The organism is Marinobacter metalliresistant (assembly GCF_038098645.1).
Lineage (GTDB): Bacteria > Pseudomonadota > Gammaproteobacteria > Pseudomonadales > Oleiphilaceae > Marinobacter > Marinobacter metalliresistant.
The window spans coordinates 645,610-658,538 of the sequence record NZ_CP101118.1 but is presented as its reverse complement, the minus strand read 5'-3'; the positions used below and the strand labels follow the sequence as shown (position 1 = coordinate 658,538).

The following is a 12,929-nucleotide window of genomic DNA, read 5'->3' as shown; positions in this document are numbered from 1 at the left end:
ATTCATGGCCGAATCCGCAAAAGCGAAAAGAGCACCACAGGAACTGACAGAGAAGCAGCTGCGCTTTCGCCGACTGGTTGCACAGGGCGCCCGTGAAGGCGCTGTGATTGCGTTAATTTCTCTCTGCATCTACCTGTCCATGGCACTGGTGACCTTCAGCCCTTCAGACCCGGGCTGGGCCAGTATCGGCCACGACACCAGCGTCCAGAACTACGCTGGTCGCACCGGCGCCTGGCTGGCCAGTCTGTTCATGGATTTCTTTGGCCATGTGGCTTACCTGTTCCCCCTGATGATTGCAGGCTACGCCCTGATGCTCATCCGTCGCCGCAATGATTCCCTGGATCTGCACTGGCCGCTGTTTCTGATGCGCTTTGGCGGGTTTTTGCTGATTCTGCTCTCGGCAACCAGCCTTTTGTCGCTGTACTCGGTGTTCGGCCTTGGCGTATCGTCCGGTGGAGTGCTTGGAACGACGGTGGCGGATGCCATGGTGCGCTTCTTCAACCTGCCGGCAACCACTCTGCTTCTGATTGCTATTTTTCTGTTTGCCCTGACCGTTACTACGGGATTGTCCTGGTTCTGGCTGATGGATCAGGTGGGTAGCCTGACCCTGAAAACCGGGTTGGCGATCAAGGGTTTGTTCAGCGGTGGCCGCAAACCGGCCACGGCCAGACCGGATTCCCGGGAAGGGCCTGCACCAGGGCCTGCACCGAAGGCGGAACCGCCGGTTATCAAGGATCGAATACCCCCGACCGAAAAACCCGGAACTAGAGACAAGGCGACGGGCCGGCGATGGTGGCAGCACATCCCTGGCTTCGGTCCGAAAAAACCGAAAAAGCCCAAGGCAGCTACGAAGCCCTCCGGGGATCGTGTTGAACCGGGTCTGGACGGATTGTCTGCGACTGTTGATCCGGAGCCGGCGCGGCTCGAGAGCTTCAGCTCGCGGGACGAGGCGCCTGCCAGTGCCATCAAGCCTGAAAAATCGCAAAACGCAGCGGCCCCTCAGCCGGCAGGCCGTTCTCTGAAGATTTCACCGTTCAAGAAGGACGAACAGCCGTCCCGGTCAAACGACAAGAGCAACAAACAGCCATCGTTGCTGGAAGATATTGAAAGCCCGATCCCGCCCATTTCCCTGCTTGATCCCCCCGAGGAGCATCAGGAGAAGGGCTATTCGGAAGAATCCCTCGAGCATATGTCCCGATTGCTGGAAGAGAAGCTGGCTGACTTCGGGGTTTCCGTGGAAGTGGTCGAGGTTAATCCCGGCCCCGTTATCACCCGATTTGAAATCAAGCCTGCGGCCGGGGTGAAGGTCAGCAAAATCTCTAATCTTGCCAAGGATCTGGCCCGGTCACTGGCGGTACTGAGCGTTCGGGTTGTTGAGGTTATTCCCGGCAAATCCGTGGTTGGTATCGAGATTCCCAATGAAGAGCGGGAAATGGTCCGTCTCAGTGAAGTGTTGGGCGCGCGGGTATTCCAGGAGTCCAGCTCACCGCTGACCCTGGCGCTGGGTAACGACATCGGCGGCAATCCCATGGTGGCCAACCTGGCAAAGATGCCGCACCTGCTGGTAGCCGGCACCACCGGTTCCGGTAAATCCGTTGGCGTTAACGCCATGCTGCTGAGTATGCTGCTCAAGGCCGGCCCCGAAGATGTCCGCTTTATCATGGTTGACCCGAAGATGCTCGAGCTGAGCATCTACGATGGCATTCCCCACTTGCTGGCGCCGGTGGTCACCGACATGAAGGAAGCGGCCAATGCCCTGCGCTGGTGCGTTGCCGAAATGGAGCGGCGGTACAGGCTGATGGCCAGCCTCGGGGTTCGTAACCTCGCCGGTTACAACCGCAAGGTAAAGGATGCGGTGGCGGCGGGTGAGCCGCTGCTGGATCCGTTCTGGAAGCCGGACGAATACCTTGCCAATGACGAGCAGGAACGGCCGGAACTCGAAACGCTGCCGTTCATTGTGGTGGTGATCGACGAATTTGCCGACATGATGATGATCGTTGGCAAAAAGGTTGAGGAGCTGATTGCCCGGATTGCGCAAAAGGCAAGGGCGGCCGGTATTCACCTTATTCTGGCGACACAGCGCCCGTCCGTTGACGTGATCACAGGTCTGATCAAGGCCAATATTCCAACCCGGATGTCCTTCCAGGTCTCGTCCAAGATCGATTCCCGGACCGTGCTGGATCAGGGCGGCGCTGAACAGCTGCTGGGCCACGGTGACATGCTTTACCTGCCTCCGGGCTCTGGGTTGCCGGTCAGGGTGCACGGGGCGTTTGTGGATGATGACGAGGTTCATCGTGTGGTCAGTGCCTGGAAGGCCCGGGGCGAACCAGTGTACGTGGACGATGTGCTGAGCGGTGCCGAGGGTGAGAGCCTGCCGGGCGTGCCGAACCTGTCCGAAGGCGGCGACAGCGAGGGAGACGCCCTGTTTGACGAGGCAGTTGCCTTCGTCACCGAAGGACGCCGTGTCTCGATTTCGTCCGTACAGCGGAAGTTCAAGATCGGGTACAACCGGGCTGCAAACCTGGTTGATGCCATGGAAGCATCGGGCGTGGTGAGCGCCGCGGGCCACAATGGCGCCCGCGAAGTTCTGGCTCCGCCTCCACCAAGAGATTAGGAGTAAGTTGTAATGCGACAGTCATTCCTGAACCGCCTGCTAACGCTGGCGTTTATTGGCGTCTTCACCAGTGTTGCCGTGGCTGGCGAAACCAATTCCAGCGCCGGGGCCGGTGAACTGGCCTCCCTGCTGGAAAGCTACGAATCCTACCAGGCGGATTTTATCCAGATCGTGGTCAACGGAAACGGCAACAAGGTGCAGGAAACCCGCGGTTCCCTGAAAGCCAAGCGTCCGGGCCTGTTCTACTGGGAAACCAGTGCGCCACTTTCCCAGTTTATCGTGAGCAACGGTGACACCGTTGAGGTCTACGATCCGGACCTGGAGCAGGTGACGATTCATAATCTGGACGACCGGGTGCAATCCACGCCGGCACTGCTGCTCAGCGGTGAAGTGGATAACCTGGAAGAAACCTACCGGGTGTCCGGCCGCCGGATTGGTGACCATACCCGTGAGTTTACCCTGGAGCCACGAAGCCCGGATTCCCTGTTCATATCCCTGAGGCTGACCTTTTTCAAGGGGGAGTTGCAGGAAATGCGAATGCAGGACTCCCTGTCCCAGATCAGCATTCTGAGCTTTGACCGGATCAGGCTGAACGAGCCGGTTGAAGCCAGCGCCTTTACCCTCGAATACCCGGAGGGCGTTGATATTATCCGGGACGGGGCCTGATGCAGGACAGCCTGTTCACGGAAGCCGGGGGCTTCCGGCCTCTTGCTGCGAGAATGCGGCCGGCAACCCTCGACGACTATGTCGGGCAGGCCCACCTGGTCGGCCAGGGCAAGCCTCTCAGGCGTGCGGTGGAGCAGGGGCAACTCCACTCGATGATCCTCTGGGGGCCTCCCGGTGTTGGTAAAACCACCTTTGCCCAATTGCTGGCCAATGTCGGTGACCTGAGTTTCGAGACGGTTTCAGCCGTTCTGAGCGGCGTGAAAGAGATTCGCGCTGTCGTCGAGCGGGCCCGCAACCGAAAGCAGTCCCAGGGGCGGGACACTCTGTTGTTCGTGGACGAGGTCCACCGGTTCAACAAGAGCCAGCAGGATGCCTTCCTGCCGCACATCGAAGACGGCACTTTCATTTTTGTGGGTGCCACCACCGAAAACCCGTCCTTTGAGCTGAACAGCGCACTGCTGTCGCGCACACGTGTCTACGTACTCAGGAATCTCGGGGAAGAGGACATTCTCCGGCTGTTGCGACGTGCGCTGGTAGTCGGGGAGGGGTTTGGCGGCCGCCTGATGGTCGAAGACGACGTGTTAACCCTGATGGCTTCAGCCTCCGGCGGAGATGCGCGTCGTGCGCTGAATATTCTGGAAGTGGCTGCCGATCTTGCCGAGCCGGACGAGGCAGGAAACGACCGGATAACGGCGGATCAGCTTGAGCAGGTCATGCAGACCAGCCTGCGCCGGTTCGATAAAGGCGGTGATGTGTTCTACGATCAGATTTCCGCCCTGCATAAGTCGGTTCGCGGTTCCGATCCGGATGGCTCACTGTACTGGCTGTGCCGGATGCTGGATGGTGGCTGTGATCCGCTGTATGTGGCCCGGCGACTGGTTCGTATTGCCAGTGAAGACATCGGCAATGCCGACCCCCGCGCCTTGCAATTGAGCATGGAAGCCTGGGATGCGCAGGAGAGGCTCGGCTCACCGGAGGGTGAACTGGCTCTTGCCCAGGCCGTTACCTATCTGGCGCTGGCGCCCAAGAGTAATGCCGTCTACAAGGCCTTTAACCAGTGCATGGCAGACATAAGACAGGACCCGGACTACGAGGTGCCGGTTCACCTTCGGAACGCACCCACCAAGCTTCTGAAAAGCATGGGCCACGGTGATTCCTACCGGTATGCCCACGACGAACCCGAGGGGTTTGCAGCCGGGGAGTCCTACCTTCCAGAAGCCATCCATCAGCGCCGGTATTATCAGCCTGTCAATCGCGGCCTGGAAATCAAGCTGGCCGAGAAACGCCAGCGGCTTGATTCCCGCAACACTGAGAGTCCCCGTAAACGCTACCGCTGAGCCTTTCACTGCGGTAGCCACCAGCGCCAGTGCAGGTATAATGGCCAGTCAATCATTACATCGCTAACCGGAAGACTCAGGATAATCATGCTCGATCCCAAACGTGTCCGTACCCAGACAGAAGAGATCGCCCGTCGGCTGGCCATCAAGAATTTCGAATTCGATACCGCCACCTTCGAGCAGCTTGAGGAGCGCCGTCGTGCCCTGCAGGTACGCACGGAAACTCTGCAGAGCGAGCAGAACAAACGGTCCAGATCGATCGGCAAGGCCAAGGCCGCCGGTGAGGACATCCAGCCGTTGCTGGACGAAGTGGAAAACCTGAAGACGAAGAAATCCGGGGCGGAAGATGAGCTGCGCGCACTTCAGGAAGAGCTGAACGCTTTCCTGGCCGGCATTCCCAATCTTCCGGATGAAGACGTTCCCGCCGGCGAGAGCGAAGAGGATAACCTTGAGGTCCGTACCTGGGGCACTCCGAAGCACTTCGATTTCGAGCCCAAAGACCACGTCGCCCTGGGTGAGAGCCTGAACGGCCTCGACTTCGAGACCGCGACCCGTCTTGCCCATTCCCGGTTTGCAGTGATGCGTGGCCCTGTGGCCCGTCTTCATCGTGCTCTGGCCCAGTTCATGCTGGATCTGCACACCCGTGAGCACGGTTATCTGGAGACCTACGTTCCCTATCTGGTGAATGCCGATACGCTGTATGGAACCGGCCAACTGCCGAAATTCGAGGAAGACCTTTTCAAGACAGAAGGGGAAAATCCACTTTACCTGATCCCGACCGCCGAAGTGCCGGCCACAAACCTGGTGTCTGACAGCATTCTGGACGCCAAAGAGCTGCCCCTGAAGATGGTCTGCCATACCCCGTGCTTCCGCAGCGAAGCCGGTTCCTACGGCCGTGACACCCGCGGCATGATCCGCCAGCACCAGTTCGATAAGGTAGAGCTCGTCCAGGTGGTGCGCCCCGAAGACTCCGAAGCCGCCCTGGAAACGCTGACCGGCCATGCCGAAAAGGTGCTTCAGTTGCTGGAGCTGCCTTATCGCGTCGTCGCGCTGTGTGGCGGCGATATGGGCTTTTCCGCCGCCAAGACCTATGATCTGGAAGTCTGGCTGCCGGGGCAGGACAAGTTCCGTGAGATCTCCTCCTGTTCCAACACCCGCGATTTTCAGGCACGGCGCATGCATGCACGTTGGCGAAACCCGGAAACCGGGAAGCCTGAACCTGTTCATACCCTGAACGGTTCCGGCCTTGCTGTTGGCCGTGCCCTTATTGCGGTTATGGAGAACTATCAGCAGGCCGATGGCAGCATCCTGGTTCCGGAAGTTCTGAAGCCGTACATGGGAGGCATTGACCAAATCCAATGAGTGATCAACCAGAAAGCGCACCAGGAACGGGCGTTGGTGCACGCCCTGCACCGGTCCGGTACAGGGTTAATCCGGTTACCTCGAATCCGAACACATCCGCAGGTGAGGTGGCCCTTGTCGGGGCCGGCCCTGGTGACCCTGAGCTGCTGACTCTCAAGGCCTGGCGGCTGATCACCTCGGCGGAGGTGGTACTCTACGACCGCCTGGTCTCACCGGAAATACTGGCTTTGATTCCCGAATCGGCAGAGATGATCCACGTCGGGAAGCAACGGGCCAACCACACCTTGCCCCAGGATCAGATTAACCAGCGTCTGGTGGATCTGGCCAGGCAGGGCCGCAAAGTGGTTCGCCTGAAGGGCGGTGATCCGTTCATTTTCGGCCGGGGTGGGGAAGAGATCGAAACCCTGGCGGAGGCGGGGGTGCGCTTCCAGGTAGTGCCGGGTATTACCGCGGCCTCCGGCTGCGCCGCCTATGCCGGCATACCACTGACCCATCGGGATCATGCCCAGTCGGTTCGGTTCGTTACCGGCCACCTCAAGAACGATACCTGCGACCTGCCCTGGAAGGACTTTGTCCAGAACAACCAGACTCTGGTGTTCTACATGGGTCTGGTGGGTCTGCCCATCATCTGCCGGCAGCTGATCGACCATGGTATGTCTGAAGACATGCCTGTGGCGCTGGTATCAAGGGGAACCACGAAAGAGCAGCGTGTGGTGACGGGCAATCTCTGCAACATTGTAGACAGGGTGGAGGCGGACGCGGTTCAGGCGCCGACCCTGGTGATTATCGGCCAGGTTGTGACGTTAAGGGACCGGCTGGACTGGGTAGGTGGTGTGACGGGGAGCTGAGGCTCCCCGTTCTGATACTGATGGCGCCTAGCCGATCTTGCGTTTCGGCAGCACATCCTTCAGCTTCTCGCGCATATCCCGGACAGCTTTCTCCGTGGTTGGCCAGTCAATACAGGCGTCGGTCACGGAGACGCCGTATTTCAGGTCGGCCAGATTGCCGGGAAGAGGCTGGTTGCCCCAGTTGATGTTGCTCTCAACCATCAGGCTCTGGATTGAGGAGTTACCCTCAAGAATCTGGTGGGTCACATCCTGCATAACCAGCGGCTGGATAGCCGGGTCCTTGCTGGAATTGGCGTGACTGCAATCGATCATCACGGACTTGCGCAGGCCGGCCTTGTCCAGTGCCTGCTCGCACAGGGCCACACTGACGGAATCGTAGTTGGGCTTGCCGCCACCGCCACGCAGAACAACGTGGCCATAGTTATTACCCCTGGTTCGGATGATGGCCACCTGGCCTTGCTGGTCAATGCCCAGGAAACTGTGGGGGTGTGAGACAGACTTCATGGCGTTGACCGCCACATCGAGGCTGCCATCGGTGCCGTTCTTGAAGCCGATCGCCATGGACAGGCCACTGCTCATTTCCCGGTGCGTCTGGGATTCCGTAGTACGTGCGCCGATGGCGGACCAGGCGATGGTGTCCTGGAGATACTGGGGGGAGATCGGATCGAGTGCCTCGGTGGCCGCCGGCAGTCCAAGCTCATTGATGTCCAGCAGCAAACGGCGGCCGATATGCAGCCCCTGCTCAATATCAAAAGTGTCGTTCAGGTGCGGATCGTTGATCAGGCCTTTCCAGCCAACGGTAGTACGGGGCTTTTCAAAATAGACGCGCATTACGATCAGCAGGGTGTCACTGACTTCGTCGGCCAGTTTCTTCAGTCGCGTGGCATAATCCCGGGCGGCTTCAACGTCGTGAATGGAGCAGGGGCCAACGACCACGAACAGCCGGTGGTCTTTGCCGTCCATAATGTCGTAGATAGCCTGGCGACCCTTGGATACGGTCTCAGCGGCCTTCTCGGAGAGTGGCATCTCCTTTTTCAGCGCTTCAGGAGTGATCAGTGTTTCCTGGCTCGCCACATTCAGATTCTCTAGCTTGTTGCCCGACATGTTGTTCTGTTTCCCCGATTCTGATCCTTGCAACCCTGATGTGCGATCGACGGTGCCGGCAGAGTTACAGATTGACGCGAATAACACCGGTGCAATGTTGCGGTAAACCCCGGCGAGTTGGTTATACTGCGTCATTTACAGGGTCTTTTCAACGCTTCTTAAGTACGGGGAACGGATGTCACGATACAGGCAGAGACCGCAGGATGTGCCTTCCCGACGGGCGGTTTCGGGCAAAATAGACGACGTCCTGGCCGGTATCCGGGTTCCTGATCTTCCGTACCCTGCCGGAAAGCTTGCACCGGATGCCATAAGCGACTGGCGCCCATTGCTGCTCTCCTGCTGGTCTGAACAACGGGATGAACGCGTTACCCAGGTTATCCGCTCCGTACACTTGGAGTGGTCGGCCCGCCAGATCAACGCTGCCTATGTTGCCGATCGCATCATGGATGTTTTCCTCAAAACCAGCGGCTTGCACCCGGGCCTCGCCCGCAGGATTGCACGGCTCAGGTTTTACTTCGCCTGGCGAATGAACCTTGATGGTAAAAAAACATTCAGCGAAACCCTGCTGGCGTGGCTGGACAGTTTGCAGGAGTGGCGTGGCTGGAACGATTCCGGAGGTCGTTCCGGCAAGGTTCTGCTTGATCAGCTTGATGCCCTTGTAATTGCCGTGTCGGCAAGTTTCGAATCCGGCAGCGTGGAATCCCTGGAAGCCTTTTGCCAACAGTGGCAGGAAGATGCGGCCAAACGAAATGCCCAGGCCGGAAAACTCAGGCAGCGGCTGCTGGAGACGGAGCACGGGGCGGCCAGACAACGCAAGGCAGACCAGGTTTCAAGGGCGCTGATCGGGCGCGCATTACAGGGGCGCCGGGTGCCTGTGTCCATCGTCCGGTTTATCCTGGATTACTGGCAGGGCCTGCTGAAACAGTCGGTATGGGATTCCGGCCTGGAGGGTGAAACCTTCCGGCACGCCAGCAAGCTCCTTGAATGGCTGGTCTGGATTGGCGACCCTTCGCTCTCGGATAAAGACCGGAACCGGCTCTATCATGTGGGGGAGCAAATCGGAGACCGGATTTTCGACGTCTGGGGCAGGGTGCACAACAGGCCCTTACCGGCAGATGCGCTGTCCGGCATTGAGGCCGTTATGGTGTCCCGGCTTCGGGGTGAGGTGCCGGACCTGGTTGATGCCCTTCCGGCGGCCGGCAGCTTTCAATGGGATCCGGCCTGGCTGGGGTTCGAAACGCCGCCGAAAGAAGCATTCGAATCCTTTGAGGGCCAGTGGTTTGTCGAAGGTGAAGGTTTGGGCGAGCAACGCCGCTTTTTCTATGCGTTTCTGGGCGAATCGGCAGAAATTCTCTGGACAAACGGTGCCGGCGTAAAATTGGGGCTTCAGCCCTGGGGTGACTTCCAGCAGGCTTTGGGTAAGCAGCAACTCCGGACACTGCCGACACTCACGCCTTTTGGCAAGGTGCTTGCGGAGACCGTGGAGCTGTTGGCCCGCGTGTGTAACAAGCAACGCCGGCTACGGGAACAGGCCGCCGAGGCTGCCAGAGTGCGGGCGGAAGAACTCCGGCGCGAGAAAGAGGCTGCCCAGGAACGCCGCAGGGAGCTGGAGGCGGCAAGGGAAGCGGAACTTGAACGCCAACGGCAGGCAGTGGAAGAGCAGCGTATAGCTGACGAGAAGGCCGGGCAGGAACGAATCCGAATGGAGAAAACGCTTCTGGCCGAGAAGCAGGTCGACGGCATCAAACTGGGTGGCTGGATTGTCGTGCAGCCAGACGACGCTTCGGAAGAGCCGGCAAGGCTGAAACTGGCAGTACGAATCAACGCCTCCAGAAAACTGGTGTTTGTAGACCGGCTGGGACTCAACCGGCGCGAGTTTATTGAAGACGAGCTGGTAGGGGGTATTGTTGAGGGGCGGATCCGGGTTCTCGGAACTTCCGCAGAATTCGATGACACCCTCAGCAGGGTAGTTGGCCGTATCCGGGTAGGCCGAAATTGATCGCTGATGCAGGAATAACAACAATGACAGATAACGATTACAGCTTCGGAACGCAGCACGAACCCCGTATTGATCAGGATAACCGGGCGGATTACCGGCTGACTGCCCGGGCCCGGGCTATTCTGGCGCTCGAATCCGGTCCTCCGGGAACGTTGGAAGATGCCGGGCCTGCTGGCAAGGAACTGGTATGTGGTATTCGCGATATTTCAGCCGGCGGGCTTTGCCTGTTTTCTGCCGAGCCGGTGTCACTGGATGCACTGCTACCGGCGATGGTGTTTCTGGGCAATCACGACCAGCCCTTCCGGTTGATGGTGGAAGTGGTCTGGTGCCGGCCCCACGAGTCTGCCTTTTTGGTGGGGGTGCGGATTATCGAGTCCGACGAAACCGCATACATTGAGTGGGTGGAGGCGGTGGCCAGGGCCATGTCCGAGGGCTGACGGCGGGGCTGAGGGAGAGTGCAGCCAGTCAAGGTTACAATCCGTCAGACGAAAAAAGCCGGCATCAAGCCGGCCCTTTCGCTGATTCAGCGGGGAGGGAAAACTTATTCTTCCAGTTCGCCCATACCGGTGATGTTGAAACCGGCGTCGACGTACATGATCTCGCCGGTAACGCCACTGGCCATGTCCGATCCCAGAAACGCGGCGGCGTTACCCACTTCATCAATGGTTACATTGCGACGAAGCGGTGCGCGCCTGGCATTTTCAGCCAGCATTTTCCGGAAGCTCTTGATGCCGGAAGCGGCCAGAGTCTTGATCGGGCCCGCGGAAATGCCGTTCACGCGGATGCCATCCCGGCCGAGGCTGGCAGCCATGTAGCGAACGTTTGCTTCAAGGGATGCCTTGGCAAGGCCCATGACGTTGTAATTCTGCAGAACCTTTTCAGCCCCCAGGTAGCTCAGGGTGATCAGGGAGCTGCCTTCATGCATCATGCCGCGGGCGCCCTTGGCCAGGGCGACAAAACTGTAGGAGCTGATGTCGTGGGCGATTCGGAAGCCTTCGCGGGTGGTCACGTCAACATAGTTGCCATCAAGCTCGTGGCCCGGGGCATAGCCAACCGCGTGCACGATGATGTCGATGTTGTCCCAGTGTTTGCCGAGCTCCCTGAAGACATTTTCGATTTCGTCGTCGCTGGCGACATCGCAGGGGAAGGTCAGCTTGCTGCCCCATTGCTCCGCGAATTTTTCAACCCGTGGCTGCAGCTTTTCATTCTGGTAGGTAAACGCCAGTTCGGCGCCTTCCCGGGCGAAGGCCTCGGCAATGCCGTAAGCGATGGACAGTTTGCTGGCTACGCCAACGATCAGTGCTTTCTTGCCACTGAGGATTCCCATGGGTCGTTCTCCCTGTGTTCCTGATTTTGGTGCATTATCCCTGATGTGGTCTGGCCAGGGTAACGCTCAAATAGTCGTAGTTGTGTTCTGGTAAAAGAACGCGGCATTCAGCAGCTCGCGAGTATAGTCCGCGCGGGGTGAGCGGAAGATGTCGGCCGCGTTTCCGTATTCAACAATCCGGCCATGCTGCAGCACCAGCAGTTTATGGCTGAGGGCACGCACAACGGCCAGATCGTGGCTGATAAAGATATAGCTTAGACCATAACGGGCCTGGATATCCCGCAACAGCTCAATTACCTGCTTCTGGACGGTGCGGTCCAGGGCCGAGGTAGGTTCGTCGAGAATAATCAGATCCGGTTGCAGCACCAGCGCCCGGGCAATGGCAATCCGCTGGCGTTGGCCCCCGGAGAATTCATGGGGGTAGCGGTGCCGCGCCTCCGGATCCAGGCCAACATCGGTGAGCGCCCGGATCACTTTCCGGTCATGTTCACTGGCGTTTTCCCGATCATGAATTTCCAGGCCCTCACGGACAATTTCGGCAATCGACATCCTCGGGCTGAGGCTTCCAAACGGATCCTGGAACACGATCTGAACCCGGCGGCGCCAGGGGCGGAACTCTTTCTGGTTGAGAAACGCCAGTTCTTCTCCCGCCAGGCGGATGCTGCCGGTGCTGGCGGTGAGCTTGAGCAGGGCGTGACCAATGGTCGTTTTGCCACTGCCGCTTTCACCGACAATGCCGAGGGTTTCACCGCGGTTCAGTTCAAATCCGGCGCTCTGTACGGCATGAAACGACTCTTTTACCTTGCCAAACAGGGTTTTCCGGATAGCAAAGCGAACGTCCAGCTGGTCAACAGTAAGCAGTGCCTCGGCATTCTGCCCCAATGCCAAAGGCGCTTCTGGTGGTTCCGCATCCAGAAGCTTTTTGGTGTAGGCATGCCGGGGGGACGAAAACAGGTCTTTTGTATCTGCTTCCTCCACCAGTTTGCCGTGTTCCATCACCGCAACCCGATCCGCGTAGCGGTGCACGATGGACAGATCGTGGGTAATCAACAGAATCGCCATGCCCAGCTTTTTCTGTAGATCCCGGAGCAGCTCCAGCACCTGTTTTTGCACGGTTACGTCCAGCGCCGTCGTCGGTTCGTCCGCAATCAGAAGATCCGGCTCGTTGGCCAGGGCCATGGCAATCATCACCCGTTGTTTCTGGCCGCCGGACAACTGATGCGGGTAGGCGCCCAGTTTGCTTTCCGGGTTCTGGATACCGACGAGCTCCAGCAGCTCCAGAGAGCGCTCTCTGGCCCGGGGCCCCCGCATGCCTTTATGGAGTTCGAGTGCCTCTCCAATCTGCTTTTCCACCGTATGCAGCGGATTCAGGGAAGTCATCGGCTCCTGAAAGATCATTCCGATCTCCCGCCCGCGGATCTGGCGAATCCGTTTCACGTTAGCAGTAAGCAGGTTCTCACCCCGGTACAGGATTTTGCCGCCTGGATAACTGGCGTGCCGCTCATCCAGCAGCCGCAGTATCGAGAGCGCCGAGATGGATTTCCCGGAGCCACTTTCACCCACCAGCGCCAGCGTTTCGCCTTCATGAATGGCCAGTGACAGTGAATCGACCGCTGTCGGGCCCTGATCGAACCGGATAGAAAGATCGGAAATCTGAAGCAGGTGGTTCATA

10 protein-coding genes are annotated in these 12,929 nt (G+C 58.9%); 7 read left to right on the top strand and 3 right to left on the bottom strand.

The window, feature by feature from the left end:
* Positions 1-4: 4 nt before the first annotated feature.
* The 5 genes from NLK58_RS03115 to cobA all read left to right on the top strand — a co-directional run bounded on the left by NLK58_RS03115 (position 5) and on the right by cobA (position 6,827).
* Positions 5-2,614 (top strand): DNA translocase FtsK, encoded by a 2,610-nt coding sequence (locus tag NLK58_RS03115; protein ID WP_117617221.1) that lies wholly within the window; start codon positions 5-7, stop codon positions 2,612-2,614.
* A 12-nt stretch (positions 2,615-2,626) separates the two neighbouring features.
* Positions 2,627-3,280 carry an outer membrane lipoprotein chaperone LolA gene (lolA, locus tag NLK58_RS03110; protein ID WP_341582013.1) on the top strand — a complete coding sequence of 218 codons (654 nt, stop codon included), beginning with the start codon at positions 2,627-2,629 and terminating at the stop codon, positions 3,278-3,280.
* The gene (locus tag NLK58_RS03105; RefSeq protein WP_341582012.1) at positions 3,280-4,617 is read left to right on the top strand and encodes a replication-associated recombination protein A; all 1,338 of its coding nucleotides are present in this window, start codon (positions 3,280-3,282) and stop codon (positions 4,615-4,617) included. The genes lolA and NLK58_RS03105 overlap by 1 nt, the downstream gene beginning before the upstream one ends.
* An 87-nt stretch (positions 4,618-4,704) precedes the next feature.
* Positions 4,705-5,979, top strand: a complete 1,275-nt coding sequence (gene serS, locus NLK58_RS03100) for a serine--tRNA ligase (RefSeq protein WP_117617218.1) — start codon at positions 4,705-4,707, stop codon at positions 5,977-5,979.
* Entirely contained in the window at positions 5,976-6,827 is an 852-nt protein-coding gene (gene cobA, locus NLK58_RS03095; protein ID WP_117617217.1) for a uroporphyrinogen-III C-methyltransferase, read from the top strand. Before serS ends, cobA begins: the two co-directional genes overlap by 4 nt.
* A 27-nt stretch (positions 6,828-6,854) precedes the next feature.
* On the opposite strand, the gene NLK58_RS03090 is transcribed toward cobA, so the two are convergent.
* Positions 6,855-7,931, bottom strand: a complete 1,077-nt coding sequence (locus NLK58_RS03090) for a 3-deoxy-7-phosphoheptulonate synthase (protein ID WP_117617216.1) — start codon at positions 7,929-7,931, stop codon at positions 6,855-6,857.
* A gap of 175 nt (positions 7,932-8,106) precedes the next feature.
* On the opposite strand from NLK58_RS03090, the gene NLK58_RS03085 reads away from it, so the two are divergent.
* Together NLK58_RS03085 and NLK58_RS03080 are read left to right on the top strand one after the other, a co-directional pair.
* Positions 8,107-9,930 (top strand): DUF1631 family protein, encoded by a 1,824-nt coding sequence (locus NLK58_RS03085; protein ID WP_341582011.1) that lies wholly within the window; start codon positions 8,107-8,109, stop codon positions 9,928-9,930.
* Positions 9,931-9,953: 23 nt separating this feature from the next.
* Positions 9,954-10,367, top strand: a complete 414-nt coding sequence (locus tag NLK58_RS03080) for a PilZ domain-containing protein (RefSeq protein ID WP_341582010.1) — start codon at positions 9,954-9,956, stop codon at positions 10,365-10,367.
* A 104-nt stretch (positions 10,368-10,471) separates the two neighbouring features.
* Here NLK58_RS03080 and NLK58_RS03075 read toward each other — a convergent pair whose 3' ends face one another.
* Together NLK58_RS03075 and NLK58_RS03070 are read right to left on the bottom strand one after the other, a co-directional pair.
* Positions 10,472-11,257, bottom strand: a complete 786-nt coding sequence (locus NLK58_RS03075; protein WP_117617213.1) for an enoyl-ACP reductase — start codon at positions 11,255-11,257, stop codon at positions 10,472-10,474.
* Between the two features lie 66 nt (positions 11,258-11,323).
* A complete protein-coding gene (locus NLK58_RS03070) occupies positions 11,324-12,928 on the bottom strand; it encodes an ABC transporter ATP-binding protein (RefSeq protein ID WP_341582009.1) in 1,605 nt (534 codons plus the stop codon).
* Position 12,929 lies beyond the last annotated feature (1 nt).

What these genes read in the sequence shown, in the direction of transcription:
- NLK58_RS03105 (WP_341582012.1), top strand. Translation starts at nt 3,280, where the DNA reads ATGCAGGACAGCCTGTTCACGGAAGCCGGGGGCTTCCGGCCTCTTGCT.
- NLK58_RS03115 (WP_117617221.1), top strand. Translation starts at nt 5, where the DNA reads ATGGCCGAATCCGCAAAAGCGAAAAGAGCACCACAGGAACTGACAGAG.
- NLK58_RS03075 (WP_117617213.1), bottom strand. Translation starts at nt 11,257, where the DNA reads ATGGGAATCCTCAGTGGCAAGAAAGCACTGATCGTTGGCGTAGCCAGC.
- serS (WP_117617218.1), top strand. Translation starts at nt 4,705, where the DNA reads ATGCTCGATCCCAAACGTGTCCGTACCCAGACAGAAGAGATCGCCCGT.
- NLK58_RS03070 (WP_341582009.1), bottom strand. Translation starts at nt 12,928, where the DNA reads ATGAACCACCTGCTTCAGATTTCCGATCTTTCTATCCGGTTCGATCAG.
- NLK58_RS03080 (WP_341582010.1), top strand. Translation starts at nt 9,954, where the DNA reads ATGACAGATAACGATTACAGCTTCGGAACGCAGCACGAACCCCGTATT.
- cobA (WP_117617217.1), top strand. Translation starts at nt 5,976, where the DNA reads ATGAGTGATCAACCAGAAAGCGCACCAGGAACGGGCGTTGGTGCACGC.
- lolA (WP_341582013.1), top strand. Translation starts at nt 2,627, where the DNA reads ATGCGACAGTCATTCCTGAACCGCCTGCTAACGCTGGCGTTTATTGGC.
- NLK58_RS03085 (WP_341582011.1), top strand. Translation starts at nt 8,107, where the DNA reads ATGTCACGATACAGGCAGAGACCGCAGGATGTGCCTTCCCGACGGGCG.
- NLK58_RS03090 (WP_117617216.1), bottom strand. Translation starts at nt 7,931, where the DNA reads ATGTCGGGCAACAAGCTAGAGAATCTGAATGTGGCGAGCCAGGAAACA.